Source organism: Neptunomonas sp. (assembly GCF_041601355.1).
Taxonomy (GTDB): domain Bacteria; phylum Pseudomonadota; class Gammaproteobacteria; order Pseudomonadales; family Balneatricaceae; genus Neptunomonas.
Window position 1 is genome coordinate 21704 of record NZ_JBFIIH010000013.1, and the last position, 26497, is coordinate 48200.

The window sequence follows — 26497 nt, forward strand, 5'->3', positions numbered from 1 at the left end:
GCTTCATCCGTGGAGGGAACTGCCAGAATAATGCGGTTGCTGGAAGCATTTTCCACCGATTAAAACGGGAGCATATTCGGTGGAACGTCTATAAGACGCCTGCTCAACCCTCGCCGAACCTCCATATATCGTGTTTTGGATTCCGGGGACAGTTTACTTATTTCATCGTTGGATTCCGGGGACAGTTTACTTATTTCATCGGCGCTGGTGCAATAAACTATATTCGACAAGGATGTGCTAAACAAAAGAAGCCAGAAAATGGCTAGGATGGCTATTGAGTGGATTCCAAACTACGCACACCGTATACCCAATACGCAAACTGTCGCCAGGAAACCTTTTTCATAGAGGGTGATTCGCAGGCTTATATTTCTCTGTTGTGCAATGCAAAGAGCAGGCTTACATAGATGTAGGCTCATGCTAAATCACGTACATCTGGTGGCGACTCCCGAACACAAAGCCAGCCTGGCGGTAAAAATGATTTTTTGGGTAAGCTTGAGCGACAGGCGTAGCATATTTTACCTGGAGGGCAGTCTGGGCCTAAAGGCAGGCCAGTTAAGTAAACTGTCCCCGTAATTCTGCTAAAGGCAGGCCAGTTAAGTAAACTGTCCCCGTAATTCTGTCCCCGTAATTCCGGTAAAAGGCTAAGCGGATGTGCAACGAAAGACGCTTCGATTTCGATTGATAATTACTGGTCGAGTAGGATCAAAAGGCTGATTTTTCAGCCTCTACTGGGGATGCTAATATTAGCGTCATTGCGCTCAGCCTCAGGCGAAATCCAATCGGTAAGTCGGTGATTAAAAATGCCGACGTTGATTGAACTAACGAGTCTGTCGGAAAAGTTACCGAGCGCAGTAGTTTTCTGGTAGCCTCAGTACACTACTAATGTCTGCATGTGCCAAGAGCTTCACGCCTAATAATCATTAGGGGTTAAGCGGATTCGGAGCATTTCCTACGGGACAGACTCTACGTTTATCCATTAATAAAAATAAGAGTATGTTATGAATACGGACATCAAAGACAGCGCTATCTATAAGCCCCGGCTTATCCATAGCGACGCCCTTAAGATCCCCACCTACAAAGTGTTGAAACAGGATGGCACCCTTTACAAAAATGCCCAGGCACCCGAGGTCGATCAGCCATTGGCGCTACGTATTTATTCCAGCATGGTGCGAACCCGCATGCTCGATGAGCGAGGCCTTGCCTCGCAACGCCAGGGTCGCCTGAGCTTCTATATGCAATCGACCGGCGAAGAAGCGACCACGGTTGGTTTTGCCGCCGCACTTGATGATCAGGACATGATTATGACTCAGTACCGCGAGCAGGGCGCGCTGGTGTATCGCGGTTTTACCCTGGATGAGTTCATGAACCAGCTGTTCAGCAATGCGCTGGATTACGGCAAGGGTCGGCAGATGCCGATCCACTACGGTTCTGAAAAACTCCATTTTATGACTATCTCCTCGACGCTGGCGACTCAGCTGCCGCAGGCGACCGGTTATGCCTATGGCCAGAAGCTGGCGGGTGAAGGCCACTGCACCGTGGCGGTGTTTGGTGAAGGCGCTGCCTCGGAAGGCGATTTTCACGCAGCTCTGAATATGGCTGCGGTGCTTAAAGTCCCTGCAATTTTCCTGTGCCGCAACAACGGTTATGCGATCTCTACACCTGCCAGCGAGCAGTTTGCTGGTGACGGTATCGCCCCGCGCGGGATCGGCTACGGCATGCATACCATCCGGGTCGACGGCAACGATATTCTGGCGGTGCTCGAAGCGACCCGCCAGGCACGTAAGATCGCGGTCGAACAGAATGAACCGGTATTGATCGAGTCGATGAGCTACCGCTTGGCGGCACACTCCTCTTCGGACGATCCCTCGGGTTATCGCAGCAATGCGGAAGAGGCCAAGTGGCGCGACCTGGATCCGTTGTTGCGGATGAAAAACTGGATGCTGCAGCAAGGCTGGTGGAGCGAAGAAGAAGATAAAGCGCTGTTTGAAGCCGATCGTCAGGCCGTCATGGCGGCGATGAAGAAAGCCGAGAAGGTGGCCCGGCCGCATATCGACGAGATGATTACCGATGTCTACGATACACCGCCGCCCCATCTGCAGCAGCAGCTGCGGGACCTTAAAGCGCATATCCGGCTTTACCCTGAGGTCTACCCCAAATCTGCTGTTCAACTTGATGATCCTGAGGGGGTGAAACGTGGCTAAAATGAATCTGTTGCAGGCGGTCAACAACGCTCTGGATATCGCCATGGCCGCCAATGAGCGGGTGGTCTGTTTTGGTGAAGACGTGGGTGTGTTTGGCGGTGTGTTCCGTGCCACCAGTCATCTGCAGGAAAAATATGGCCGCGCGCGCTGCTTTAACACTCCGCTGGTCGAGCAGGGCATTATCGGTTTTGCCAACGGTCTTGCGTCTCAGGGATCGGTGGCTGTCGCCGAGATCCAGTTCGCCGATTATATCTTTCCCGCATTTGATCAGATCGTGAACGAAGCGGCCAAGTTTCGCTACCGTTCCGGTAATTTATTTAACGTCGGTGGACTGACTATTCGGACCCCTTACGGCGGCGGTATAGCCGGGGGGCATTATCACTCCCAGTCGCCCGAAGCTTATTTTGCTCACACTCCGGGTCTGAAGGTGGTGGTGCCGCGTAACCCGCACCAGGCCAAAGGACTGTTGCTGGCGTCGATTCGTGATGCCAATCCGGTGATCTTCTTTGAGCCCAAACGGATCTATCGTGCTTCGGTGGGCGAGGTGCCGGAGGAGGATTATGAACTGCCGTTGGGCAAGGCCGAGGTGGTGCGTGAAGGCAGCGATATTACCCTGCTGGCTTGGGGCGCGCAGATGGAATATCTGGAGCTGGCCGCTGAGTTGGCAGATAAGGAGGGCATCTCCTGCGAACTGATCGACCTGCGTACCATTTTGCCCTGGGACGTTGAAACCGTGGCTGCGTCAGTAAAGAAAACCGGCCGCTTGCTGATCAGCCATGAAGCACCCGTCACCGGAGGCTTTGCCGGCGAGATCGCAACGACCATTCAGGAGCAGTGTTTCCTCCACCTCGAATCGCCGATCGCGCGCGTGGCAGGGCTCGATGTGCCCTATCCGCTGGCGCTGGAAAAGGAGTATATCCCGGACCAGTGGAAGATCTTTGAGGCGATTAAAAGCAGCGTTAATTTTTAGGGGGGACGGGACGATGATTAAGGATTTTATTCTGCCGGATATCGGCGAAGGGATAGTTGAGTGCGAGCTGGTCGAGTGGCTAATCAAAGAAGGTGATCGGATCGAAGAGGATCAGCCTGTTGCTGATGTAATGACCGATAAGGCGCTGGTGCAGATTCCGGCGCCGCACGCGGGTCTGGTCACCAAGCTATACTACAAACAGGGCGACACCGCCAAGGTACATTCGCCGCTGTTTGCGGTGGATCTGGATGAGGAGGGCGATTCTGTTGCGAGTGTCCCTGTCAGTCCGGCTATGGATCCAGCCGCTGTTGCCGCGGTTCAGTCTCAGACAGCTGCTGCCGCTACGCAGGCAAGCACAGCAGCCGCCACCATTGATTTTATCTTGCCGGATATCGGCGAGGGGATCATCGAGTGTGAGGTGGTCGAGTGGATGGTGGCCGTAGGCGATCGGCTTGAGGAGGATCAGCCGGTGGTTGATGTGATGACCGACAAGGCACTGGTGCAGATCCCTGCACCCCGAGCCGGTGTGGTGACCAAACTCTATTTTGCCCAAGGCGAGGTGGCGAAGGTACACGGGCCGCTATTCGCGTTGCTGCCCGATGATGCTGCAGTTGCGACCGCACCGGTCACCTCGGTTTCCACACCTAGTGTTACACCAGCGGCACCAGCGGCACCAGCGGCAGCCGTTGCTGCGTCTATCAACTCTGCTGCAGACAGTGTTAAGGGGAAGGCACTGGCGAGCCCTGCGGTACGGCGTATTGCCCGTGAGTTCGATATAGATATCCGTCAGGTTCCCGGCAGCGGAAAGAATGGCCGGATTTTCAAAGAGGATATTCTGCGTTTTCAGCAAAGTGCTGAACAAGCCGCGGGCTCAGTTGACGCTACGACAGCAACGCTTGCTACAGTTGCTCCTGCGACAGCGGCGTCTGCAGAGATCAGGGTCGAAAAGATTCGTGGCATAAAAGCGGCAATGGCGCGACAGATGACCCTGTCATCTTCGACTATTCCTCACTTTACCTACGGTGATGAAGTCGATGTCACGGCGTTGCTGGCGCTGCGGACTCAGCTGAAGATCAAGGCGGAGCAACAGGGGATTCGGCTGACGTTGATGCCCTTTATCATGAAGGCGATGGCGCTGGCGATTCAGAAGTTTCCGATCCTCAACAGCCAGGTTAACGCCGACTGTACCGAGATCCACTACCAGCCACACTGCAATATCGGCATGGCGGTGGATTCCAAGCTGGGCCTGATGGTACCCAATATCAAGAAGGTAGAGACGCTGAGTATTCTCCAGATCGCTCAGGAAGTCACCCGTCTGGCCGAGGCGGCACGTGCGGGACGGGTATCTCCGGCGGATCTACAGGGGGGTACCATCAGTATCTCCAACATCGGAGCGCTGGGCGGGACCTACGCCTCGCCGGTGGTCAACCCGCCGGAAGTGGCGATCGTGGCCTTGGGTAAGACCCAGACCCTGCCACGATTTAATGCCAGCGGCGATGTGGTGGCGCGCTCGCTGATGAATATCAGCTGGTCCGGCGATCACCGGATTATCGACGGCGGTACCATCGCACGCTTCAGCCTGCTGTGGCAGTCGTATCTTGAAGATCCTTCCTTAATGTTGCTCGATCTGTCATAGCGGCCTGGCCTCGCCTAATGGGGTGTGTAGTGGGTTAGTGAAAAGGGGAGTTTGCTCTCCTTGCGTTTATTGGAGTACATAGTCGCTATGAATAAACCGAATCTCCAGAAGTTTTACATCCCCGAAGAGCAGTCGATCTACCTGCTCAGTCATAATGATGCGCGCAAGCTCAAGGGCTGGTTCCGGCTCTGTCAGGAACAGCTGGAACAGCTGGGCTATCGCGATACCGAGATGATCGGCAAGGGCGCCTTCGGCTTTGTGTTTGGCGGAGTCGACCGCGAGGGACGGCAGTTGGTGTTTAAGTTTTCTCGCATCACTCTGCCGCAACATGTGCAGGACCGGTTGGAGGACGAGGCTTTCCTACTGTCTCAGGTGGATCATCCCCTGGTGCCCAAGCTGATCGAGTTTCAGCGCATTGGTCGTCAGGCGATCATGGTGATGGAGCGGGTGCCGGGGCTGGATCTGGAAAAGTTTGTGCTGCAGCGCGGCCCTCTTTCGCCACGGTTGCTGGTGCATATCGCTGCGCAGCTGGCCGATATCCTGCGCGCCCTGCGCGGTGCCTCGGTACGATCCCAGCGGCCACTGGTACACGGAGATATCAAACCTTCGAATATCGTCTTCGACCCGCTCACCGAACAGATCGGCCTGATTGATTGGGGCTCATCGGTGTTCGCCCAGCTCGATGAAAATTATCAGCACGTTAGTGTCAATGTAATGGAGTTGATGTCGGACGACCTGCAGCACAGCAACGCCCGTCTCGGTGACGTCTACTTTATCGGCGATGAACAGCTCAATGGTGGCCTTTCTACCCCCCGGTTTGACGAGCAGGGGGCGGCAGGAACCCTCTATGCGCTGGCTTCGGGACAGTCGAGCCGCTTCGGCCACCATGCCATACCCGCCACTTCGCTGGGGCTGCCGCAGGAGTTGGCACGGATCATGGACCGGCTTCTCGATACAGATCCAGGGGTACGAAATCAAGCGGGTGATTATTGGTTGCGGAATATGCCATCGATCAGTCGATTGATGCTGATCGAGCTGCCTAAGGTCCCGTTGCAGCCGCTAGTGCCTGTCTGGGTGCAGCCGCAGACAAGGGTCATGGACTCGGTGGTGTACAGCTCACGTAAAGCGTTCTTGAAGGAGGGGGGCGTAGATAACCAGACTATGGATATCGATGATGTCCAGTTCGATCGCTACTACAAGAACTTCCTTCATGGGATGGGGGATACCGAAAAGGCCTTTCTGGCGGCGGTAAGCCGGTTGGGTAAGTTCCCCGTGGTCGGCGGCCTGGCGGTGCGCTGGGAAGCCGAAGGGGTATATATCGATTCCAGTCTTAATCTGTACAACCCTGAGCAGCAGGAAGCCTTTGTGGCGACCGTCAATAATCTGGTTAACCTGGCGCGCGCTGTCTACCGTAAGGGGATATTCAAGAGTTGCCTGTTCGACGCCCGCTGCACTTTGCATGTGGAGCGCGAAAACAGCGAGCAGGAGTTTATCCCAGCGCCCGGGCAGCGGATCCCCTACGAGGTGGCGGCGGTACCGGATCTGGAGGAAAAGAGCCGGCTGCACTCCTATTTCGAGGATGGCCGTGATCCGGAAGAGAACCTGGAGTTACCGGCCACGATTATTGCTGCCATCAAGCAGCTGAACCGGCTTCACCACACGGGCTTGATCATCTTCGAAAGCATGGAGCTGCATCTTAAGATCCACAGCCAGTTCAAACTGCTCAACCCGGAGCAGGAGGCTGAGTTTTCAACCTGTTTGCAGCAGATCATGTCGGCGATACCGCAGATACGGGGGTTGGGGGTAGCTGGGTTTATGAAGATGCCTTATAAGGACACCCGTTTCTTTAGCCATATCGACCGGCAGCCCGAACGGTACTACCCGCGTAACCCCAAGCAGGGGTAGACAGGGGAAACGGAAAATATCCTACGCAAAGCTCGTGGCCAGCAGTATTCTCCAGTTTCTGCCTAATACGGGGTTTGAAGTCCAACGGTACAAACGATTTAAACTGCGCCACGCTCAGTTCATTTTGCCTATACCCAAATAGAACCCCACACTATCCATGACAATCGCCTGTCAATAAAATACGAAATCACGTTAAATGAACCTCTTAAAGGTGAACCACTCAAAACAGACGAGTGCAGATGTGTTTTTTTGAATAAATAAATCTGTCCCCTTTATCAGCAGAATGTAATTATGTTGCAATAGCGGGGACGCAGCCGTACTACCCGTGTCATAAGGAGCCCCTATGATTAATCGACTGTCTGAGGAAGTCTCGCCAACCGTGGCGACGCTCGACGATCTCGCCACGTTGGCAAACTACTCGCTTATGGATACGCTCAACGCCGATCCTGACGCGAAAGCTAACGGAGCCGACCACGCGCCGCGTCAGGTCTTCTCGGGCCACTATGTACCCGTCCATCCCACGCCAATTCAAGACCCCGAGTACGTCGCGCACAGTAAAGATTTTTTTCGCGAACTGGGTTTTGCCGACAGCCTTGCGCAGTCGGAGGAGTTCGTCCGGATGTTCTCTGGCGATCTCTCGCAGGTGCCTGCGCCGATGCGTAAGGTCGGTTGGGCGACTGGCTACGCACTTTCCATCTTCGGCACCGAATACTACCAGCAGTGCCCGTTCCGTACCGGCAACGGATACGGCGACGGTCGTGCCGTTTCGATACTTGAAGCCGTCATCAAGGGGCGACGCTGGGAAATGCAGCTCAAAGGTGGCGGCCGGACGCCATACTGTCGCGGCGCGGATGGTCGCGCTGTCCTGCGCTCAAGTGTCCGGGAGTTTCTGGCACAGGAGCATATGCACGCGCTCGGCGTGCCAACCTCACGGTCGCTGAGTTTGTACGTTTCTAAAACGGAGAGGGTCAAGCGGCCGTGGTACTCAGAGGGCTCGCGCTTGCAGGATCCCGACATAATGATATCTGAGGCCGTCGCCATCTCGACGCGCGTCGCACCGTCGTTCATTCGGGTTGGTCAACTCGAACTTTTCGCTCGCCGTGCCCGTAAGCAGGAACATCCCGAAGCGATGCAAGAACTCGAGATGCTTGTGTTGCACTTGATCGATCGTGAGTACGCTGATGTCATCGACACGACACTCACCACCGCCGAAAAAGTGGTGTTGCTGGCACGTGAGTTCCGCAGCCGCCTTACGTCGCTTGTGGCAAACTGGATCCGCGTCGGCTACTGCCAGGGCAATTTTAACAGCGATAATTGCGCGGCCGGAGGTTTCACGCTCGACTACGGTCCGTTCGGCTTTTGCGATGTGTTCGACCCGCAATATCAACCATGGACGGGTGGCGGACAGCACTTCTCGTTCCTCAACCAACCTGTGGCAGCGGAACGTAACTTTCACATGTTTTGGGCGGCATTGCGGCCGTTGCTGGCGTCGCATCAGGACTCTCTGCAACAGCTCGACGAGATTCGAAGCGGCTTTGCCGAAGTGATGCAAACGAAAATGGAAGAGATGTGGGCTGCCAAACTCGGACTAGACACTTTTGACGCGGGATTGTTCAGTGAACTCGGAACACTCTTGCTGCAAGCGCCCGTTGATTACACCATCTTCTTTCGCGAACTTTCGGGAGTACCGGATGACATTGGCCCACTCCAGAAAAGCTTCTACAAGCAATCGTCGTATGCAGCAGACTCCGAAGGGATGGACAAACGCTGGTCAGCGTGGCTGACACAATGGAGATCACTTATCAGCGCTAATGCTGCCGGGCGTCGCTCCCGCGAGGAGCTCTCTCGGCAGATGAAACTCGTCAATCCAAAATACCGTTGGCGAGAGTGGTGCGTTGTGCCTGCGTATCAGCAAGCGGCGGCGGGGGACTACTCTCTGGTTCGGGAGCTGCAGGACGTCATGACGCAACCATACGCTGAGCAATCGAAAGAGGTGGAGGAGAAATACTATAGGCTGCAGCCGCCTGAGTTCAGCGAGGTTGGTGGCTTGTCGTATTACAGCTGCTCGTCGTGAATTTTCGCAACTGATAGGCAGCAGCGACACTCGTTGGCGGACTGCCCGCTGCTTTAAATCAATGGATCAGACGCAGAGATTTTTAAGTGTTCGATGGCACAGCTCATCCTGGAGCTGTGCTTTTATGCAGAATAAAACATCTCTATCAGCCGGCAAAGTCTTCCTTTGCGCGGGTGGCCAGCTCATCTTCAGACAAATTTTCAATCTTGGACGCCTATAACAGAGGATGCACCAGAATCTAGCGCCTGTTGCCAAAGTGTATCGATATCAGTGATGTAAAGGTGAAGGCTGGCGGCTGCACCCACTGAGGTTCAAAGCTTTGCGTGTAATAATTTCCGAATGCTGCGGTCGCCCCAAATAGGCAATAAGGAATATAAAAACATGAGCGTCCTGCGGTTACTTGCCATTGCGGCTCAGGAGCAAAGCCTTCGCCTGATTTACTTTTGCTGCCAGGTAATTGCTGCCACCTCGATCTGGATGGAGTTTTTGCATTAATTTGCGGTGCGCTGCAATGACTTCTTCTTTCGTTGCATTTTGATTAAGGCCCAGCACAGCATAAGCTTCACTTGCAGTCATCTCAACGCTATCGCTTCCGCGAGAGTTTTGTCCACTCTCTCCAGAATAGCTTCCGGCATTGGCAGCTTCGCGCCAGTCAGAACCATGCTCGCGATCAAGATAGGCAGCCAAGACTTGGATCGAATCCGGATATTGCTTTTCTGCCAGGCCATAGAGAGAGATTAATTCTGACAGACTTAATTCAGACAGATATTTTCCCTTGTTATCAGTCGCCAGTAATTCACCATCCAAATTGCCACTTTCGTGATCAAGGGTCATTTTTAGTAAGCTGGTTTCAACCGTAGAACGCTGCGATGAGCCCGAGCTCTGCGTAGTTTTGGCCTTCTGGTAAAGCCCTTTTAAAAACGGAAAATAACGTAGCAATGGAAACAAGCGTTTGGCAAATATCATTAAACCTGCTCCCAGCGCTGCCAAAACATGAAGCTTTCCCGTGATCGTTAGCAAGAGCAGTAGCGTAATCAGCGCGACCGCACCGGCTTTCGCACTGGCTTTCTTTCTTTGTTCCGGTTTCAGGGCTCGAATATATCGTACTGTGATATAGCCGATGATGATAACCGCTACTAAAACGGCAAGTCTGGACATAAAGTATTCACTTGTTTGAGGTATCAGTTGAATTGTTTACAGCTTTCTAATCACGACTACTTTAATTGCTGTAATAACCGTCGCACGCTCGCATCCTTACTCAACAAATTACTTTTCAAAGCAGATTTGCCGCCCGTTGCATATACCGCAACCGCGGCTAACAACTGACCTAACTGTCTGGCACTGCCTTGATCAAACTGGCAATGTGCGCCTCCGCTCAATGTCGCCAGCTGTGAGAAGATACTTCCTACCTCTGGATTGTTTCCTTCCTGAAAAACAAATAAAGGTAGATTTAGTATTCCCAACTGACCTGCCAAGGCGCCGAGTGCATCCGGGTTTTCTTCAACACAATCACCGACAAATACCAGTGCGTTTACTTTGCTTGCGCGAGTTTCACTCAATGCATGCGATAACACTTTTGCAATCTGGGTTTTTCCGGCCAGGCAGCGTACCGAAAGTAAGGATTTTTTGATTTCATCTGCGCCGCTTGCCCAGGGAAGCGCTTTGAACTCTCCAAAACCCCGGTAATAACAAAGCTGCACATTAAGCGCACTCACCTTATCTGCTTCGGCAAACATGGCCGCATGCTGTTGACTAGCCATATCCCAACAGTGCTCACGACTCGCTGTGGCATCCATTGCAAATATTAATCTGCCTTTGTCTACACTAGTGACCGGCGGAGCATTTTTGACTTTGCCAATGAATGCTTGAATATCTTGGGCGCTAGACTTTTTATCAGGGAGCTTTGAAGTCATGTCGTATTCCAGTTTTTGTTAAAAATAAAGTCAAAAATAGAGTAACAAAAAAAGTAAGCTAACAAAAAAGAGTCTCTATCTTCACGGACAGGAACCTAGGTACAGAGAGAACCGCAATGTATGGGGCACTTTTTGAAAGATCAGGCGGACACTTCAACAATAGTTACCATGCTTAATTCCGGATACCCTTGCTCAAGGTAATCTCGTAGCTCCCCGTGCAGCACGGCGGATCTTGTTTATAGTAAGCACAGCGGGCTGAAAAGCTGAAGTCACGGTGCCTCAGACACTACTACGCGCTCCTCACTAAAGGCCAGGAATCACAGAGCGAATCTTATGTCTGCTGCAGCACATGGTTAGCACCGATTCCATCGGCTAGCGTGGATTCGAAGCGAAAAGGTTTAAATTCAACTTAAAGATACGCATGAGCAGCTTGGTTTTAATGAAATAACTTTGTTCCAACTGATTCTGATTTGTCAGTTGTGCAAGCTGAGTAACATTTGAATGTCACGATGATCTAAATTTTCAAGTAGATCCTGCTCTTCCTTAGATAAGTTACCTGTTGTATCAATGTAGGTTTTGATTTCAACCGCAACTTCGTGTGTAGAAAGGTAATAAAAAGAAGGATGAGCGTCAGAAATTTTAGCTATGATTTTATTAATAATGGCTTTTTGCTTTGTGCTCTTTAAGTCTTTATGTATTTCTTCCATCCTTTCATTAAGCCTATTCGGAGTTAGATAATATAAAAACTATAACATTAAACCAACGCTACAAGTTTCGATATTTTTAAAAAATTACACGCTGAAGCTCAAAAGCATAAAAATCGTATATAACTAAAAACTTTTAAAAAATAGTTCCTTATTTCAGTTTCGTTTCAGCTGCGGGTTTTAAAGTAGCTCCATCAAACAGCGATACACGCTGACGAATTTAAGGAAACGACTATGAAAACTTTACTGACTACTGCTCTTCTTTCTTCAGCTCTTTTGACTTCACAGGCATTTGCCGGTGGTTTAAGTGACTTCTCTGCACCGTCTGTTGAGGCTAACCTGGCAGTTGGCCATGTAGCCACCGCTCAGGGGTTTGTATCCGTTAACAGTCCTCTGTCTGATCTGGGTGTATCGGCTCAAGCGCATTTTGGTGATGCTAACCACAATCTTGTCAGCACTTATAACCATACGGTTGCGTTGACAGGGTTAGCAGTACCCGCTCAATCAACAGAAGCACGCCTTTAATCGTTTTATGGGAGGCGTTGCCTCCTATGACAGGTATTCGCATTTATTTAAGCTCTCATCATGAAGTAGATATAGACCTTTGCCGCTAACTTAATAGTTCAGCGGCTTTTTATGCCTGGAATTCCTGATGGATAAGGGAATTGAGCGCTTGAGACAGCAGGGGCTTGTATATCCTTGAGCCGTGGGTGCTTTGAGAGGGTTTATGATATGAGAAAACGTCTAGAATCCCTGTATCACTTAGTGCTATACTTCAGTTAATCACTCAGGGAAGTCAATGCGAGTATTTAAAAACAAGGCGTTCAATAAGTGGGCAGCAAAGGAAGGCTTAAGTGATGATGTCTTGTTGGCGGCGGTTGACGAGATGGCGCGTGGCTTGGTCGATGCCGACTTGGGCGGACATGTGGTAAAAAAGCGCGTGGCGCTCGCAGGAAGAGGCAAGAGCGGCGGAGTAAGAACGTTACTCGCCTACAAGGTCGGAAACAAAGCGTTTTTTGTATATGGTTTTGCTAAAAATGTTCGAGCCAATATTAAAGATGAAGAGCTGAAAGCGTTGAAACGTTACGCAAGAGAATTACTAAGTTATAGCGATAAATTATTAACAGAAGCTATCAAGTATGGCGAGTTAATCGAGGTAGAAAATGATGGATAAATCAATCTTAGATATGGTTCACGATAGCGCTAAAGGCTTGCATGCCGCCGGTGTTATGAAAGAGACCACATTACGTGAGTTCGATGCGCTTTGCTTGCCGCCAGTGAAAGAATACTCCGCAGTACAGATTAAGCGTATACGCACCCGCCTAAAGGCGAGCCAAGGTGTGTTTGCAGCTTACTTAAACATCAGTAAATCCACGGTACAGAAGTGGGAGCAAGGTGTTAAGAAGCCCAATGGCCCCTCTCTCAAGTTGCTAAACCTAGTGGCGGAAAAAGGTTTAGAAATACTGGCCTAAGCTAAGTTGTAACCGAGTTCAAATCTTACATTCCATCTACAGCTAAGTTAAAGAAACTTAATCGGATTTTCCCTCAGTATATTTTTTGTATTCTTTTAACGACATATTTCCATCATCGTTATTGATATATATGCCTGCTTCCAGTAGCCGCTTAACTGCGGCAAAGGAGGCTTGGGTAGCCCGTTCGCTCAATTCTTGTGGCGTTAGATCCAGGATTATTTTTTGTACCGTACTCTGATAGGAATATTACTGCTTATTGTGATGGCTATCCATTTAAGTACAATATTTCAGCTTTTCGCCTATTTATACAGGCTCATAAATTAAAATGTAGGAATGACAACGGGTACTTTCTGATGAATAAATTAGATGCTGCATTACTCAATATATTGACGAAGGACGCGCGAGTTTCGTTTGCTGACATTGCTCGGCAGCTGGATATTTCGCGTGCTCATGCCAGAACCAGGGTTCAGGCTCTCGTTGATGACGGGGTTATAGAGCAGTTTACTGCTGTAGTAAACCCTGAAAAACTAGGGAAGGTTATTTCTACGTTTATTGATCTGAAAATAGTTCCGCAACATATAGAGCAAGTGGCCGAAGAGTTGGCGTCTAAGCAGGAGGTGGTGAGTCTTTACATCATGACAGACCTCAGAAGCCTCCACATTCATACGCTTACGGACAGTTATGAAGCATTTGACCTTTTCGCCAAAGAAAACCTATTTGGCCGGCAAGAAGTAATCTCTGTTGAGTGTAATAGTTTATTGAAGCGTGTTAAGCATCGACGTGGTGGAGCACGGTTATAAACAGTCGTTTGGTGTTAAACCATGCATTATCTTGGTGCGGTCGCATCATAGCGTGCGTGGCTAAACAAACGGCTGTGTTGTCATCGGCTATCTAACAAATGGTATTTGATAGCTTACTTTTGTAGTCGTTTACATTACAAATGACACGAAATGATCATATTTTTGTACCTTGTCGGTATTCTTGTTAGCAAATCTTTGCTTTTGGTCAGGCATTCTTTTTCCATAGAGTTTAAACATCTTTAAAATTAATATCATCAATATCAATAGGTTAGTTGTTTTTTGGTGGTGTTGGCATACTCCCTGCTTTACTAGATTATGAGGTCGGTGCATATCGGTCTTTTTTTATTCAAATGTAAAGGGCATAAAGTATGACTAATAGCAGGCGTGAATTTCTAGGTAATGCACTTGTAGCGACTGTGGCCGGAGCGGCTGCCGTTACACCTTCTTTAACCCAAGCTGCTGGTAAAGATAGTTTTAACTTTAAGATGACAAATGCTTACCCCCCGGGTTCGCCTTTTTATGTGCAAGGCCCGGGCAGTCCAATGGACTTTTGTAAAAAGGTTGAGGCTATGTCAGGCGGTCGCCTTAATATTCAACATTTTGCCGCGGGTGAGCTCATTCCTGCAATGGAAGGATTTAACGCGGTTTCCAGTGGCACCATTGAAATGAATGCTGCCAATGCCTATTTCTGGGCTGGTAAAATTCCTGCGGCTCAATATTTCACCACAGTTCCATTCGGATTGAATACGCAGGGAATGAATGCCTGGCTTTATCATGGCGGTGGTATGGAGTTATGGCATGAGCTGTATGAACCCCATGGCTTAATTGCATTCCCAATGGGTAACACCGGTGTACAAATGACCGGTTGGTTCAGAAAACCGGTTGAATCGGTTGCTGACCTGCAAGGTCTTAAAATGCGTATTCCCGGATTAGCGGGAAAAGTTTATAGCGAATTGGGAGTGACGGTACGCTTGTTACCTGGAGGGGAGATTTTTCCGGCCTTAGAAAGAGGGGTCATCGATGCAGCTGAGTTCGTTGGTCCATATCAGGATCGCCGCTTGGGGCTGCATAAAGCAGCCAAATATTACTATACGACCGGCTGGCATGAACCGACCAATGTTACAGAATTACTCATAAATAAAAAAACATGGGACTCGCTGCCAAAAGACTTACAAATGATTGTTCAAATAGCCGCTCAGGCTTCAGTGACAGATAGTTTGTCTTGGTCTGAATCTGTTAATGCTGACGCTCTCACAGACTTAGTTGAAAATGAGGGGGTTATTGCCCAACCATTACCGCAAAGTATTGTTACTCGTTTAAAAGAGGCTACTTTCGATACGTTGGAAACCATGGCGGCGGCTGATCCCGATACGAAGAAAGTTCATGAGTCCTTCATGGCATTTCGTAAAAAGCATGCTTCATGGGCGGCTCTTAGCGAAAAACCCTTTTTAAATCTTTAAACGGATATTTAACATGAAATCACTAATTCATTTTATTGAAGGGGTGGTTGAGGGTTTTGGTGGGGTGGCACGTTTATGCGTGCTGGCCCTCGTTTTGCTCGTCGCCACCAATGTTATTTTGAGGTACCTATTTTCTATAGGCCCGGTCGCCCTTCAAGAGCTTGAATGGCATTTAATTTCTCCCATTGCGTTATTGGGTCTGTCTTATTCGATGAAGCACCGGGCCGATGTTCGTGTCGATGTTCTTTATGACAAATTTTCTTCACGCAAGCAGGGTGTTGTGGACTTTATAACAGCGCTAGTAACTGTCGGAATAGGCGGCTATATCTGCTGGCTAGGTATGAATTACGTGGGTCAATCCTATCAATTACAGGAGGGGTCTCCTGATCCTGGCGGTTTGCCGATGCGTTATCTCCTCAAAGCTTTTATTCCGTTAGGTTTCGGCTTACTGGTTCTTCAAGGCATCGCTGACATGATGGGAGCGGTATTGAAGTGTCGTGAACCGACTGATTCAGTATTCCAGACAGCTAGGGGCGATACTTTATGATTGGCAATGAGTGGATCGTCTTAGGAATGATCAGTGGATTCCTGTTTATGATGATTGTGGGTATCCCTGTAGCTATCTCATTAGCGGTCTCTGGTTTTATTGCAGGGTATATAGGTTTTGGACCGATGCTCTTCAATTTAATGCCCGCCCGGCTATTTGGTGTGGTAACAAATTACACCCTGTTAGCTATCCCATTATTTGTGTTTATGGGGGTCATGCTCGAAAAGTCTCGGGTTGCTGAGGATATGCTCGAAACAATTGGTAAGGCGATGGGAGGCCTTAATGGAGGCATGGGGTTAGCCATCATTTTGGTGGGTGTGTTGATGGGGGCCTCGACAGGTATTGTTGGGGCAACAGTGGTCACTGTTGGATTATTGACCCTGCCGGTGCTCATGCGCCGTGGATATCACCCAAGCGTTGCGTGTGGGACTATTTGTGCTTCAGGTACGTTAGGTCAGATTATCCCTCCAAGTCTTGTCTTGATACTGTTGTCAGATATTGTTGGAGAGTCTGTAGGTACTTTGTTTGCTGCCGCTTTTATACCGGGTTTAGTACTCGCGGTTATTTATATCCTTTATTTGTTGTTGTTAGGCGTATTTAAACCAGAGCTCGTCCCCGCTATTCCGGCTGAAGAGCGGGCGTTAACCAGTAAAACTCAACTTTTTAAAGACTTGCTGCGTAATGTTTGCCCGCCGTTACTGTTGGTTGTTGCCGTGCTCGGGTCAATAGTAGGTGGGGTTGCTGCGCCAACTGAGGCTGCATCCATGGGCGCGCTGGGCGCTATTTTAATCTCTGTTGTGGTGAGAAGGCTTAACTGGAAGCTGTTGAAAGAAACATTACACGGTACTTTAACGATATCTGCCATGGTGTTTTTTATCTTACTGTGTGCTCAGCCTTTTTCTTTAGCTTTCAGAGGGCTTGGTGGTGAGCAGATGGTGCATGGTTTATTCGAGATGCTGCCTGGCGGAGAGTTTGGTGCCATTCTGTTCTTGATGGCTGTTCTCTTTGTTTTAGGTTTCTTTCTGGAGTGGATAGAGATTTCTTATATTGCACTGCCGATGTTCTTGCCTGTTTTTAGCAGCTACGGTACAGATATGGTCTGGCTTGCCATTTTAGTCGCGATGAACCTTCAAATGTCTTTTCTTACTCCTCCTTTTGGTTGGGCCCTTTTCTTTCTGAAAGGTGTCGTACCACCCGGGATATCGACAAAGGATATCTACTTAGGAGCACTGCCTTTTGTTGCGTTGCAACTATGCGCGTTGGTTATTTTGTTTAACTTCCCGGGTCTTGTGACTTGGCTACCGGATGCTATTGGCTGGTAACTCTGCTTTGGAAATATAATGATGGATATTTTTAATGACTATTCAACAGGCTGGCTGTTGGGTTTAGCGCTTTCATTGATGGCAACCGGCATGATTGCTGGAATAATGGCTGGTTTACTGGGTGTGGGTGGCGGCATTGTTATCGTCCCTGTCTTGTACCATCTGTTTACTTTTTTAGGTGTTGATGAAGCTATACGTATGCATGTCGCGGTCGGCACGTCTTTAGCGACAATTATTCCTACATCTATTATCTCCTCCCGGTCTCACTTTAGGCGGGGGAGTTTAAACATCGGCTTACTGCAACAACTCATTCCGGGGGTTATTGTCGGAGTGGTATGTGGTGTTGTTTTAAGTGGATTAATGAGCGGGGCATTTTTAACAGCTGTCTTTGCCGTTGTCGCCTTACTTGTGTCGTTGAACATGGCCTTTAAAAAAGAAGGGTTTTCGATAGGTGATGGACTACCTAACAAAACCGGTACGTCTATCATAGGTTTTTTTATCGGTGGTATTTCGACATTAATGGGTATTGGAGGTGGGACATTAAGCGTGCCTGTCCTGAGTGCTTTTCGTACGCCGATGCATACAGCGGTGGGTACCGGTGCCGCATTAGGGTTAGTCATCAGTTTACCCGGAGCAATCGGATTTTTGATCAACGGCCTGGACGTTGATAACAGACCACCTTTCTCTCTTGGTTACGTAAATCTGATAGGTCTGTTTCTGATTATCCCCGCCACGATGGCAATGGCACCTGTTGGTGCACGCTTAGCACATGCCATTAACGCTAAACGTTTACGCCAATTATTTGCGCTTTTTCTCCTGATAACATCCTTAAAGATGTTTTACGGCCTCTTATAAATTAGTCGGTAGGTAGTCTTATGTTAAAAACAGTTTATTCTACATCGGGAATGATGGTTGCTCCGCATCACCTTGCCGCACAGGCTGGACGGGATGTGCTTGCTGAAGGCGGTAATGCTATCGAGGCTATGGTGAGTGCTGCCGCTACTATCGCAGCCGTCTATCCGCATATGAATTCTATCGGTGGTGATGGTTTTTGGCTGATCAAAAAACCGGGACAAGAACCAATAGCTATTGATGCATCCGGGCCTGCAGCAGCGGGGGCGACATTGGACTATTATGCGGGTCATGAGTCCATTCCTCAGCGAGGACCGTTGGCGGCATTGACTACAGCAGGAACCATCAGCGGTTGGCAGGAAGCCTTGAAAGTGTCAACTGAAATAGGAGGGCGCTTACCGCTAACTCGCTTATTATCGCCAGCTATCTCACATGCACGTAATGGTATTGTTGTAACCGAAAGCCAGGCACGTTTAACGGCTGAGAAGCTATCTCAATTAAAGGATGTGCCTGGATTCCAAGATCATTTTATGTCGAACGGAATGCTGCCTGATGTTGGATCGTTGATGCGGCAATCGAAATTGGCTGACACATTAGAGCGTTTGAGCAAGGCTGGTTTAGATGATTTTTATCGAGGCGAGATAGCAGCGGCCATTGGTGATGAATTTGCGCGATTAGGTAGTCCATTGCGGAGTTCAGATCTTAATGCTTATCAAGCTGATCAGGTAGCAGCATTATCTGTGAAGTTGCAGGGTTCTACTGTCTATAATTTACCCCCACCCACGCAAGGACTAGCCTCTCTGATGATCCTTGGGATTGTCGATAAGCTTGGTTTGAAAAGTGTTGATGACTTTGAATATATGCACACTCTGATCGAAGCCACTAAAAGAGCTTTTCGTGTACGTGATAGAGTTGTTACAGACCCTGGCCGGGTACCTCAAAATCCAATGGATTTTCTAAAAACGGATGTATTAAAACAGCTGAGCGAAGAGATCGATCCTTCAACCGCGTTACCATGGCCAGATCCAGCCCAGCCGGGAGATACTATCTGGATGGGTTGCATTGATAATGAGGGTGTCGCTGTTAGTTTTATTCAAAGTATTTACTGGGAGTTTGGCTCTGGAGTGGTACTTCAGGATACGGGGATTAATTGGCAGAATCGAGGTATTAGCTTCTCTTTAACGCCGTCAGATTTGCAAGTGCTAGAGCCTGGACGTAAGCCATTTCATACCTTAAACCCAGCAATGGCTGCATTTGAAGATGGACGAGTGATGACCTACGGTACTATGGGAGGAGAAGGTCAGCCACAGACCCAGGCCGCTGTATTTAGCCGTTATGCAATGTGTCATCGTCCATTACAAGAAGCTATTACTTCGGCGCGTTGGCTATTGGGACGTACGTGGGGTGATGAAACAACGACGCTGAAACTGGAAAATCGTTTTTCACCAGCACTCGTGAATCAGCTTCAAGAAGCCGGGCATGTGGTAGAGGTCTTGGATGAAGCGTTCAGTGATACTATGGGACACGCCGGCGCCATAGTTAAACGTCCAGATGGGGTCTATGAAGGGGCTGCCGATCCACGAAGTGATGGAGCTGTCGCGGCACTATAATTTTATAGGGCTCTGATTAATTATCTCGTGTGACGGGATGTTCTATGGAAGAAATCATCCCGTCATCCCACCTGAGACAAGGCCCTGGAAAGACCGATTGAAATGCCTCCGGGGTCAACGTTAACGACTTAATGTCGTCGAGTTTTTATACATAGGCGGTGTTTTGGTAATCCCCCCGAAAATTAATAGTGATGGTTAATAAAGGGAGAGTTACCGACCTGAACAACGGCATAATTGATTGGGCTGATGTAAAGTCCTTACCAAATGCGCTCATGAGGCGTTCCTTGAATGTAAAGCTAATGAAAGTTCTTACTTTAAAAACAGTATAACGCTTTTAAGTGCCTCGAAAACGAGTGACGCCCCAATTCTATTCTGACTTGATTTTTGCTTTTTTTGAGCTGCTGCACAAAAATTAATAATTATAATTTATGAATAAATTCAAGTAATTAGCTAAAGTAGTATCAATATAATAAATAAAATTGTTGCACTGCAGCATTAAGCGATATATTATCAATTCATCAACTACTTCTCTATATGGGTACACATCATGTTAAATAATATTCCAAATGCTGACTTCTCTGCTTTCGGTGCTCCTGTTCAGAAGCTCATCGAACTAAACACAGCGACTTTTACTAAGGCATTCGAACTTCAGAAAGCTACTGCTGAGAAGCAAGATGCAAAGGCACAAGCTGATTTTACAGCTCTCTCGGCTATTAAAGACGTTGAAGCGCTAACTTCTTTTCTTACCGTTAAATCTGAAGAAGCTAAGGCTAACCTTGAAACGCTAAAAACCGAAGCTCAAGCATCTGTAGAAAACAGTAAGGCTTACTTTGCTGAAGTGCAGGCAATCCTGACGACAAGCAAGTAGCTTTAACGGCTAAAAAGCTTACCAAAAGCTGTTTAATTTAAACCGCTTTTAAAAAGAACCCTGTCAGAAATGATGGGGTTTTTTGTGCCTGGAAGATACGGAAATTGAGTTAAAGGCTTAGGGTCGTTGACCTTGTCTTATTGATAAATATCAGATCCACTGAATCAACTATACAAAACAGACGTGCTGCCGAACCCATTCCAATAGCAAATAAGGCGGCATGCCTGCTGATTTTATCATCCTATTTCATGATCTTTGACAGCTGTTAATGGTAGTTTTTTACAAACTACGATTTAGCCTTTTTCGGAAGTAACTTTATGTAAAATCTGGTGGAAACAACACGTATGGCCTATGCGGTGTCAGTGACTCAGCTAAATTCTCTCTGAAAAAAGCCCGCACCGCTCACGCCGTGCCGCATAATCTCCCTCTGCTATGAAACATAAAGAGAGAGTCTGTGTCACGCACACATGTGGCGTACACGCGGGGGCAGGGGAGGAGAGACAAATAAGCGCCGCGTTTATCGGCTACTCCGGCGCTACGCATCATCGTCATCCCAATCATTCATCTACAATCCTTAATGTGTTTGAATCATGGCTGTTGAATCATGGAGACTACTATCATCGATGGAAGTAATTTTTACACCGGTGGATAGAGTTTTTACGATGTTAATAACCATAAGAGCCACGAACCTGTTTAGAGGATTGATATGATCGAAATATTTCAGGGTGATATTACCGAACTTGATGTTGATGCCATCGTTAACGCTGCAAATCATTCATTACTTGGAGGTGGCGGTGTTGATGGCGCTATTCACCGTGCAGCGGGTATGCGATTAGTTGAAGCGTGCAAATTATTAAACGGATGTGACACCGGTGATGCAAAGAATACCCCCGGGTTTGATCTGTCAGCCAGTTATGTGATCCATACCGTCGGTCCAATCTGGTATGGCGGAGATAATAATGAAGCGGCATTACTGGAGAGTTGTTATCGCCGCTCATTTGAGATTGCCATAGCGCAGGGCGATATTAAAACCATCGCATTTCCCAGCATCAGTACCGGTGTTTATGGTTACCCGAAAGAGAAGGCCGCAGATATTGCGATCAATGTCATGAAGGAATTTGAAGGCGAATTTGAAAAAATCATTGCCTGTGTATTTAGCCCCAATGATTTTGAACTATACCGATCAAAACTATCCGATCCAAGTTGAACCGACTTCTTGCCAAAAACTAATTATCAAAATAAACCGTTAGTGCCACGATTTTCATAAAGAGCTTCGCGCAAGATCTATTTCTGACAAGTACCGATCAGTTTTGCCTGTTTGATGATATGCCCCTGCATGGCTGCTTCTACTTCGGCTTTGTTCGGTTCGTTTAATCCTTGCAGTACGATATCCAGTGCAAACTGCTTGTGGAAATAGCGATGACGTCCAACGGGTGGGCAGGGGCCGCCATAACCGGGGCGTTGCCAGTCGTTGATACCTTCGATTACGCCGGACGGGAGTGTTGTCGACGTCATGTGTTCGGGCAGACTGTTTATATCTGGTATCAGTTACGCCTGTACCCAGGTCATCTTGCTCTGCTATATCGAGGGCTCCTGGCCCGTTTTCAGGTTCTTCGCTCAGCTCAATATTTAGACTACGCCATTCATCAACGCTTAATTCTTCAATTAAGCCATCAAAATGCTGTATTTCAACTGTGTCATCTCCTTCATCTACGGCGATGACGTAAAAGCGCTGCCCTTTATCGAGATGGGCATACCATTGGTCATTTCCTTCGAGTTAATTTCGCATTGTCTTCTCCTGGATGACTCTGTCATTAAGTATATCGTTGTTATCTCTAGCTGTTGTGCCGCTTCTATATCGTTATTGCTGGCTAGCAGATAATTACTGGGCTCAGTAGTCATCAACCTTAGAAAAGCCCTTTTCATGGCTGTAGTGGCCGTGACGAACACCACTGAGCAAAGTCTTAAAATCTTCGCCACTGATATGCAGCAGATGTTCGTGGTCGCCGGCTTCTAGATAGACATTGGCCAGACTGGTTAGCGCTTCATCGAGAAAAGTTTCGATCTGGTAAGCAGGGCCTAATGGTGGCACGGCGCCAGACTCGCAGTCAGGAAACAGTTTGGCGAATTCATCTTCGGCAACAAGCTCGAATGCTCGATCGAGTTCCTTGCGCAGGTGTTTCATCTCGACATAATTGCTCGCAGGAACCAGCACCATCGCATAGCCGGATTCATCCTTAACAATGACTGCCTTTGCGATATGGTCTTCACTAACTAATGTTGCCTGCGCAGTCTCATGACTAGAGCCGGTGTGTGCATGGGTTGTCAGATCATACTTAACGGATTTTTGTTGAAGAAAGTTTTTTACAGTTATTGCGATAGCCATGAATAAACTCCCTATAAATAATTATAAATACATAATTATAATAACGCAGAGAGGGGAGTATATATTGACCGACGTCAATTAATAATCAGCTACTTTTAGGACTCGTTTTTAGCCGGGATAGTTAAAAAATGAAATATCGATACGGTTAAACTCTCATAAAGGCATGCAATGAATAATCAACGATCAATGGCAGAAAAATTTACTCGGCTATCATATCGAGGTTATCGATCATCTTTTTCAACTTCTGATAATGACTGCCTTTCCAGTAAATTTTCTTACAGGATTTACATTGAAAAAACTCGTCATAGTACTTTTTTATTTTTACTAACAACTGTGATTCTATAAGCTGTTTGTCTACTGGTTTTGTTATGCCATTGCAGTGCATGCAACGAGTGAAAGGTCTGGTCTTACTGGTTAAGTCAAAGTGGGATAATATTTCCAGTAACTGCTGTTTCGGTTGTCTGTTACGCACGCAGTAACCATAGCTCACCTGCTTACGCATCAGCAATAACAGGTCGCAGGTGAGCAGTAAACGCTGTTCACTGGCAGACAGTTCTGCGAGTTCCAGGTCATGGCAGTCATTGTAATACAGGGTATCGAAACCCAGCAGACGCAGGTAAGCGGCAAGTTTGCCCAGATGCACATCAAGTACAAATTTGATCTCTGCTAAGGGTTGATGCTGGTTATGATGAAGTCTTTCAGCTGCTATCGGTAGATTCTCTATGCTCAAATCCTCTGGCTTCGAATGTAGACCCGGATAAACACTGATGTGGTCGCCGGCTAAAACCTGGTAGCTAAAATCAACTGATTGCGTTACAGAGGAATCTCTATTGATAATTATCAGGTCGATCTCGGGATGCGGTATACCGATGGATTCGATGAGATCTTTGACAGACCTGGCTTTTGAAAAGTCGACACTAAATTCTCTGCCGCGTTTGTCCTGCGCCAGGAAATCGTTGAGCTCACGGTAAAAGCATAGTGTTATCGGTTGTGGCATAGCGATATGATAACGAAATATAAATGATATTGTTGCTGCATGCAGACGATGATAAATATTCTCTTTTGAGTGTTATGATGAGATGACTCTGTAATTATGGCCCTTAAGTTGGCAGCCGCCTCAACCCTGATTAGAGCGAATGAATAGCTGATCGAATGCAGTCCGGCCAAATTCCGGTCGATTCGTTTACTTCGGGGGATAATCTACAAACACTATTGCCTCATCGGGGCTAAGTTTCGCGGTTTTTTTGTGCCTGAAATGCCTAATACCGTATGGCCTATTCTTTGTCAGCGAGGCCGCTAAACCTCCCTAAACAAGGCCGCACCGCTCACGCCGTGCCGGATAATCTCCCTCTGTTATGAAACACAACAGAGAGAGTCTGTGTCACTCGGGACCGGTCGCGGTTAGGCGCGTCCTGGATACAGCGACCCGTCAGCGCCGCGCTGATCGCTGCGTCACCTCGACAGCAACCCAGGCGCGAGTAGCTTGAGAAGACGCATTAGCACTTTCGATTAATGATTCGGATCCAGTTCCATCGCTAGGTTGTGGCGTTACCTTTCTCTCTCTTTTTGCCCCCGTAATACAAGTGTAAAAGATTGGATGTTTATGCAATTCATTGAATTTTCTTGTACAATTCATTGAATGATATATTGATTGGCTTTAATGCTGATAGAGGGTTGTGAATATGACTGTTATTCAAAAAACTGAAGAGTACATAAAGCATAAGCCTTTTGGCGCTATATTTAGTTTTAACCAAGTTGCGCGTAAATTGAACGTCCCCAAAGACTCTCTGTCGCATGCGCTCGCTAAGCTAAAAGCAGAGAACCAAGTAAGTCAGCTTGAGCGAGGTCTTTGGTATCGTCCTAAATCTACTCGTTTTGGTGTTATTGGCCCGAAGCCGGAAATCGTAGCTGATATTATCGCAGAAGAGCGTAATGCATTTATTCTTCCTGCAGGTGCTGCCGCTGTTCATGCTCTCGGCTGGTCGACGCAAATGAGTATGCGTTATAACTATATGTCTACAAAGCGCATAGAACCCCTGTGTGTTAATAAGCATCAGATTACCTTTCGATACAGCCGGGCTTTTGAAGACGCAGTAAAGAAACTAGAAGGAATAAACCCAGAAGAAAAGAAGCGAGCTGCTACGCTTTGGATCGCGCTTGAATTTATGGGTAACGAAGAATCACAGGCCAAATCAAGACTAGTTCAGGATACATTTTCTCGGCTGTCTGCCCGAGCGCAAACAAAACTATATATAGCGTTTAGCGGTAAGTTACGCTGGGTAACTGCAATCGTGGGAGTTCACTAATGTCAGATCCTTTTCTTTTTCTCTCAGCGATAGTGACAAAGTTGATCTGTTTGAAGCCGCGTCGACTCAGACGGGGCTACCGGCATATGTGGTAGAAAAGGACTACCACGTCACCTTGATTTTAAAGCTTCTGTTTGAGGAGCTGAAGCCTGTATGTCAGCAACAAACTGATACCCCTTTCTTGTTCAAAGGGGGGACAACACTTAGTAAGGTGTTTAAGTGTATTGAGCGCATGTCAGAAGATATCGATCTCTCATTACATATGGACTACCTAGGTCATCCAGTACCAGTAGGGGGTGACAGGTCCAGTAGCGCCAGGAAAAAACGAATTGAAAAGCTTGATGTCGCTGCAAGGAATGTAATTAAAGATACAATCGGCCCATTTCTGATTGATAGGCTTAACTCTATTCATGAACAATATTCCGTACAGATTATTAATAATGGGTTAGATATTGAGGTGAATTACCCCCGATTCCTTAGTGATGACGTGTACGGTGATACCTATGTAAAGCCTCGGGTTTTGCTGGAATGTGGAGGTAAGGCTGGTTTTGATCCTAATGAAAGTCACCGTGTGGCCCCTATTGCCTTGATGTCTATTGGGCAGGTGGGTGATGAGTGCTCGGTAGATGTTCTTGGTTGTGATCGAACATTTTTTTAAAAAATCACGCTAATGCACGAGCTCAATAACCGTGGTGCCGAAGCTCTAGGTGAGCGACAGTCGCGACATATCTACGATATCGTTCAGATTCACGCAGCTTTTCCTCATTTTGTTACGGATCGAGCTTTGCTCGATGCTGTTGTTGATCATAAGCGTAAGTATTTTCATCGTGGCTCAGCAAAGTGGGACCAAGCAAAATCCGGTACATTAAATATTGTTCCCTTTGGAGATGTGGCGAAAAGGCTTAAAGAAGATTGGGATAAGATGGCCGATATGTTTCCTTCTGAACTCCCGTACACCTTTGCCGAGTTACTAGAGCAACTGAACCTAATAGATAAAGAGCTTAATGGGTGATTCAGGCATCAGGATGTGGCAGTTGCCAGGGCGGCTCCGTTTCTTCCTAAGTAAGAAAATTAAGAAAACCTATCCGGTTTTTATTTTCTAATGCCTCATATGTCCTGTGCCGCCCCTTCTCCAACGCATGTTCAAAGTTAGCTGAAAGCAGTTTTCTTGTTTTCTAGAAAAGCCTTCATTCCCTGTTGACGGTGGTCTGTTGCGAAGCTGAGCCCGAACAGAGAGAGTCTGTGTCACGGGTGTGTGACGTAGAATCGGGGGAGGGGAGGAGAGACCCGTCAGCGCCGCGCTTTTCTCTTCGCCGCACTCCCGACAGCTACCCCGGCGCCAGGGGCTTGAGATGACACATCACACATTACCTCACCACCACCCGCACCGTGACACGCTAACCCGGGACACCCCCCAACAGGGCATCGTCCAGGAAATGCGCCTGTTCTCGCGCACCGGCGCGCGCTTGTA

At 48.1% G+C, this 26497-nt stretch carries 24 protein-coding genes and 2 pseudogenes; 18 read left to right on the plus strand and 8 right to left on the minus strand.

Annotation, left to right across the window (positions count from 1 at the left end):
• The first annotated feature begins 998 nt into the window (after positions 1–998).
• The 5 genes from ABY436_RS03750 to ABY436_RS03770 all read left to right on the plus strand — a co-directional run bounded on the left by ABY436_RS03750 (position 999) and on the right by ABY436_RS03770 (position 8786).
• A complete protein-coding gene (locus ABY436_RS03750; RefSeq protein WP_372737690.1) occupies positions 999–2201 on the plus strand; it encodes a thiamine pyrophosphate-dependent dehydrogenase E1 component subunit alpha in 1203 nt (400 codons plus the stop codon).
• Entirely contained in the window at positions 2194–3171 is a 978-nt protein-coding gene (locus ABY436_RS03755) for an alpha-ketoacid dehydrogenase subunit beta (protein ID WP_372737691.1), read from the plus strand. The genes ABY436_RS03750 and ABY436_RS03755 overlap by 8 nt, the downstream gene beginning before the upstream one ends.
• Positions 3172–3184: 13 nt before the next feature.
• A complete protein-coding gene (locus ABY436_RS03760) occupies positions 3185–4807 on the plus strand; it encodes a dihydrolipoyllysine-residue acetyltransferase (protein WP_372737692.1) in 1623 nt (540 codons plus the stop codon).
• Between the two features lie 87 nt (positions 4808–4894).
• The gene (locus tag ABY436_RS03765) at positions 4895–6712 is read left to right on the plus strand and encodes a protein kinase (RefSeq protein ID WP_372737693.1); all 1818 of its coding nucleotides are present in this window, start codon (positions 4895–4897) and stop codon (positions 6710–6712) included.
• 343 nt (positions 6713–7055) lie between these two features.
• Positions 7056–8786, plus strand: a complete 1731-nt coding sequence (locus ABY436_RS03770; protein WP_372737694.1) for a YdiU family protein — start codon at positions 7056–7058, stop codon at positions 8784–8786.
• A gap of 396 nt (positions 8787–9182) precedes the next feature.
• On the opposite strand, the gene ABY436_RS03775 is transcribed toward ABY436_RS03770, so the two are convergent.
• The 3 genes from ABY436_RS03775 to ABY436_RS03785 all read right to left on the minus strand — a co-directional run bounded on the left by ABY436_RS03775 (position 9183) and on the right by ABY436_RS03785 (position 11406).
• Positions 9183–9944 (minus strand): DnaJ domain-containing protein, encoded by a 762-nt coding sequence (locus ABY436_RS03775; protein WP_372737695.1) that lies wholly within the window; start codon positions 9942–9944, stop codon positions 9183–9185.
• 56 nt (positions 9945–10000) lie between these two features.
• Positions 10001–10699 (minus strand): VWA domain-containing protein, encoded by a 699-nt coding sequence (locus tag ABY436_RS03780; RefSeq protein WP_372737696.1) that lies wholly within the window; start codon positions 10697–10699, stop codon positions 10001–10003.
• 473 nt (positions 10700–11172) lie between these two features.
• Entirely contained in the window at positions 11173–11406 is a 234-nt protein-coding gene (locus tag ABY436_RS03785) for a hypothetical protein (RefSeq protein ID WP_372737697.1), read from the minus strand.
• A gap of 231 nt (positions 11407–11637) precedes the next feature.
• Here ABY436_RS03785 and ABY436_RS03790 point away from each other — a divergent pair, with 231 nt between their 5' ends.
• From ABY436_RS03790 to ABY436_RS03840, 11 genes are all read left to right on the plus strand, one after another.
• A complete protein-coding gene (locus ABY436_RS03790) occupies positions 11638–11928 on the plus strand; it encodes a hypothetical protein (RefSeq protein WP_372737698.1) in 291 nt (96 codons plus the stop codon).
• 274 nt (positions 11929–12202) lie between these two features.
• Positions 12203–12577, plus strand: coding sequence for a type II toxin-antitoxin system RelE/ParE family toxin (locus ABY436_RS03795; protein WP_372737699.1), 375 nt, complete (start codon positions 12203–12205; stop codon positions 12575–12577).
• Complete coding sequence (locus ABY436_RS03800) at positions 12570–12875, plus strand: helix-turn-helix domain-containing protein (protein ID WP_372737700.1); 306 nt, start codon at positions 12570–12572, stop codon at positions 12873–12875. Before ABY436_RS03795 ends, ABY436_RS03800 begins: the two co-directional genes overlap by 8 nt.
• A gap of 353 nt (positions 12876–13228) precedes the next feature.
• Positions 13229–13675 carry an Lrp/AsnC family transcriptional regulator gene (locus ABY436_RS03805; protein ID WP_372737701.1) on the plus strand — a complete coding sequence of 149 codons (447 nt, stop codon included), beginning with the start codon at positions 13229–13231 and terminating at the stop codon, positions 13673–13675.
• A gap of 368 nt (positions 13676–14043) precedes the next feature.
• Positions 14044–15135 carry a TRAP transporter substrate-binding protein gene (locus ABY436_RS03810; RefSeq protein WP_372737702.1) on the plus strand — a complete coding sequence of 364 codons (1092 nt, stop codon included), beginning with the start codon at positions 14044–14046 and terminating at the stop codon, positions 15133–15135.
• Positions 15136–15148: 13 nt separating this feature from the next.
• Positions 15149–15682 (plus strand): TRAP transporter small permease subunit, encoded by a 534-nt coding sequence (locus ABY436_RS03815; protein ID WP_372737703.1) that lies wholly within the window; start codon positions 15149–15151, stop codon positions 15680–15682.
• Positions 15679–17004 (plus strand): TRAP transporter large permease subunit, encoded by a 1326-nt coding sequence (locus tag ABY436_RS03820; RefSeq protein ID WP_372737704.1) that lies wholly within the window; start codon positions 15679–15681, stop codon positions 17002–17004. Before ABY436_RS03815 ends, ABY436_RS03820 begins: the two co-directional genes overlap by 4 nt.
• A gap of 18 nt (positions 17005–17022) precedes the next feature.
• Positions 17023–17859 (plus strand): sulfite exporter TauE/SafE family protein, encoded by an 837-nt coding sequence (locus tag ABY436_RS03825; RefSeq protein WP_372737705.1) that lies wholly within the window; start codon positions 17023–17025, stop codon positions 17857–17859.
• Between the two features lie 20 nt (positions 17860–17879).
• Positions 17880–19466, plus strand: coding sequence for a gamma-glutamyltransferase family protein (locus tag ABY436_RS03830; protein ID WP_372737706.1), 1587 nt, complete (start codon positions 17880–17882; stop codon positions 19464–19466).
• Between the two features lie 547 nt (positions 19467–20013).
• On the plus strand, positions 20014–20334 hold the full coding sequence (locus ABY436_RS03835) for a hypothetical protein (RefSeq protein ID WP_372737707.1): 321 nt from the start codon (positions 20014–20016) through the stop codon (positions 20332–20334).
• Between the two features lie 706 nt (positions 20335–21040).
• Entirely contained in the window at positions 21041–21541 is a 501-nt protein-coding gene (locus ABY436_RS03840) for an O-acetyl-ADP-ribose deacetylase (protein WP_372737708.1), read from the plus strand.
• A 77-nt stretch (positions 21542–21618) separates the two neighbouring features.
• Here the strand turns inward: ABY436_RS03840 and ABY436_RS03845 are convergent, their stop codons facing one another.
• The 4 genes and pseudogenes from ABY436_RS03845 to ABY436_RS03860 all read right to left on the minus strand — a co-directional run bounded on the left by ABY436_RS03845 (position 21619) and on the right by ABY436_RS03860 (position 23717).
• Positions 21619–21882 (minus strand): YbhB/YbcL family Raf kinase inhibitor-like protein, encoded by a 264-nt coding sequence (locus ABY436_RS03845; protein ID WP_372737713.1) that lies wholly within the window; start codon positions 21880–21882, stop codon positions 21619–21621.
• A 40-nt stretch (positions 21883–21922) separates the two neighbouring features.
• Positions 21923–22054 (minus strand): annotated as a pseudogene (locus ABY436_RS03850) (DUF6763 family protein); the annotation flags it as partial.
• 171 nt (positions 22055–22225) lie between these two features.
• Positions 22226–22720, minus strand: a complete 495-nt coding sequence (locus ABY436_RS03855) for an aminoacyl-tRNA deacylase (RefSeq protein WP_372737709.1) — start codon at positions 22718–22720, stop codon at positions 22226–22228.
• 199 nt (positions 22721–22919) lie between these two features.
• Entirely contained in the window at positions 22920–23717 is a 798-nt protein-coding gene (locus ABY436_RS03860) for a Mut7-C RNAse domain-containing protein (protein ID WP_372737710.1), read from the minus strand.
• Positions 23718–24402: 685 nt separating this feature from the next.
• Between ABY436_RS03860 and ABY436_RS03865 the strand changes: the two genes are divergently transcribed.
• Both ABY436_RS03865 and ABY436_RS03870 read left to right on the plus strand, forming a co-directional pair.
• The gene (locus tag ABY436_RS03865; protein ID WP_372737711.1) at positions 24403–25026 is read left to right on the plus strand and encodes a DUF6088 family protein; all 624 of its coding nucleotides are present in this window, start codon (positions 24403–24405) and stop codon (positions 25024–25026) included.
• Between the two features lie 88 nt (positions 25027–25114).
• A pseudogene (locus ABY436_RS03870) lies at positions 25115–26038 on the plus strand (nucleotidyl transferase AbiEii/AbiGii toxin family protein).
• Positions 26039–26316: 278 nt separating this feature from the next.
• Here the strand turns inward: ABY436_RS03870 and ABY436_RS03875 are convergent.
• On the minus strand, positions 26317–26497 hold a 181-nt coding region (locus ABY436_RS03875; protein WP_372737712.1), incomplete at its 5' end, for a hypothetical protein.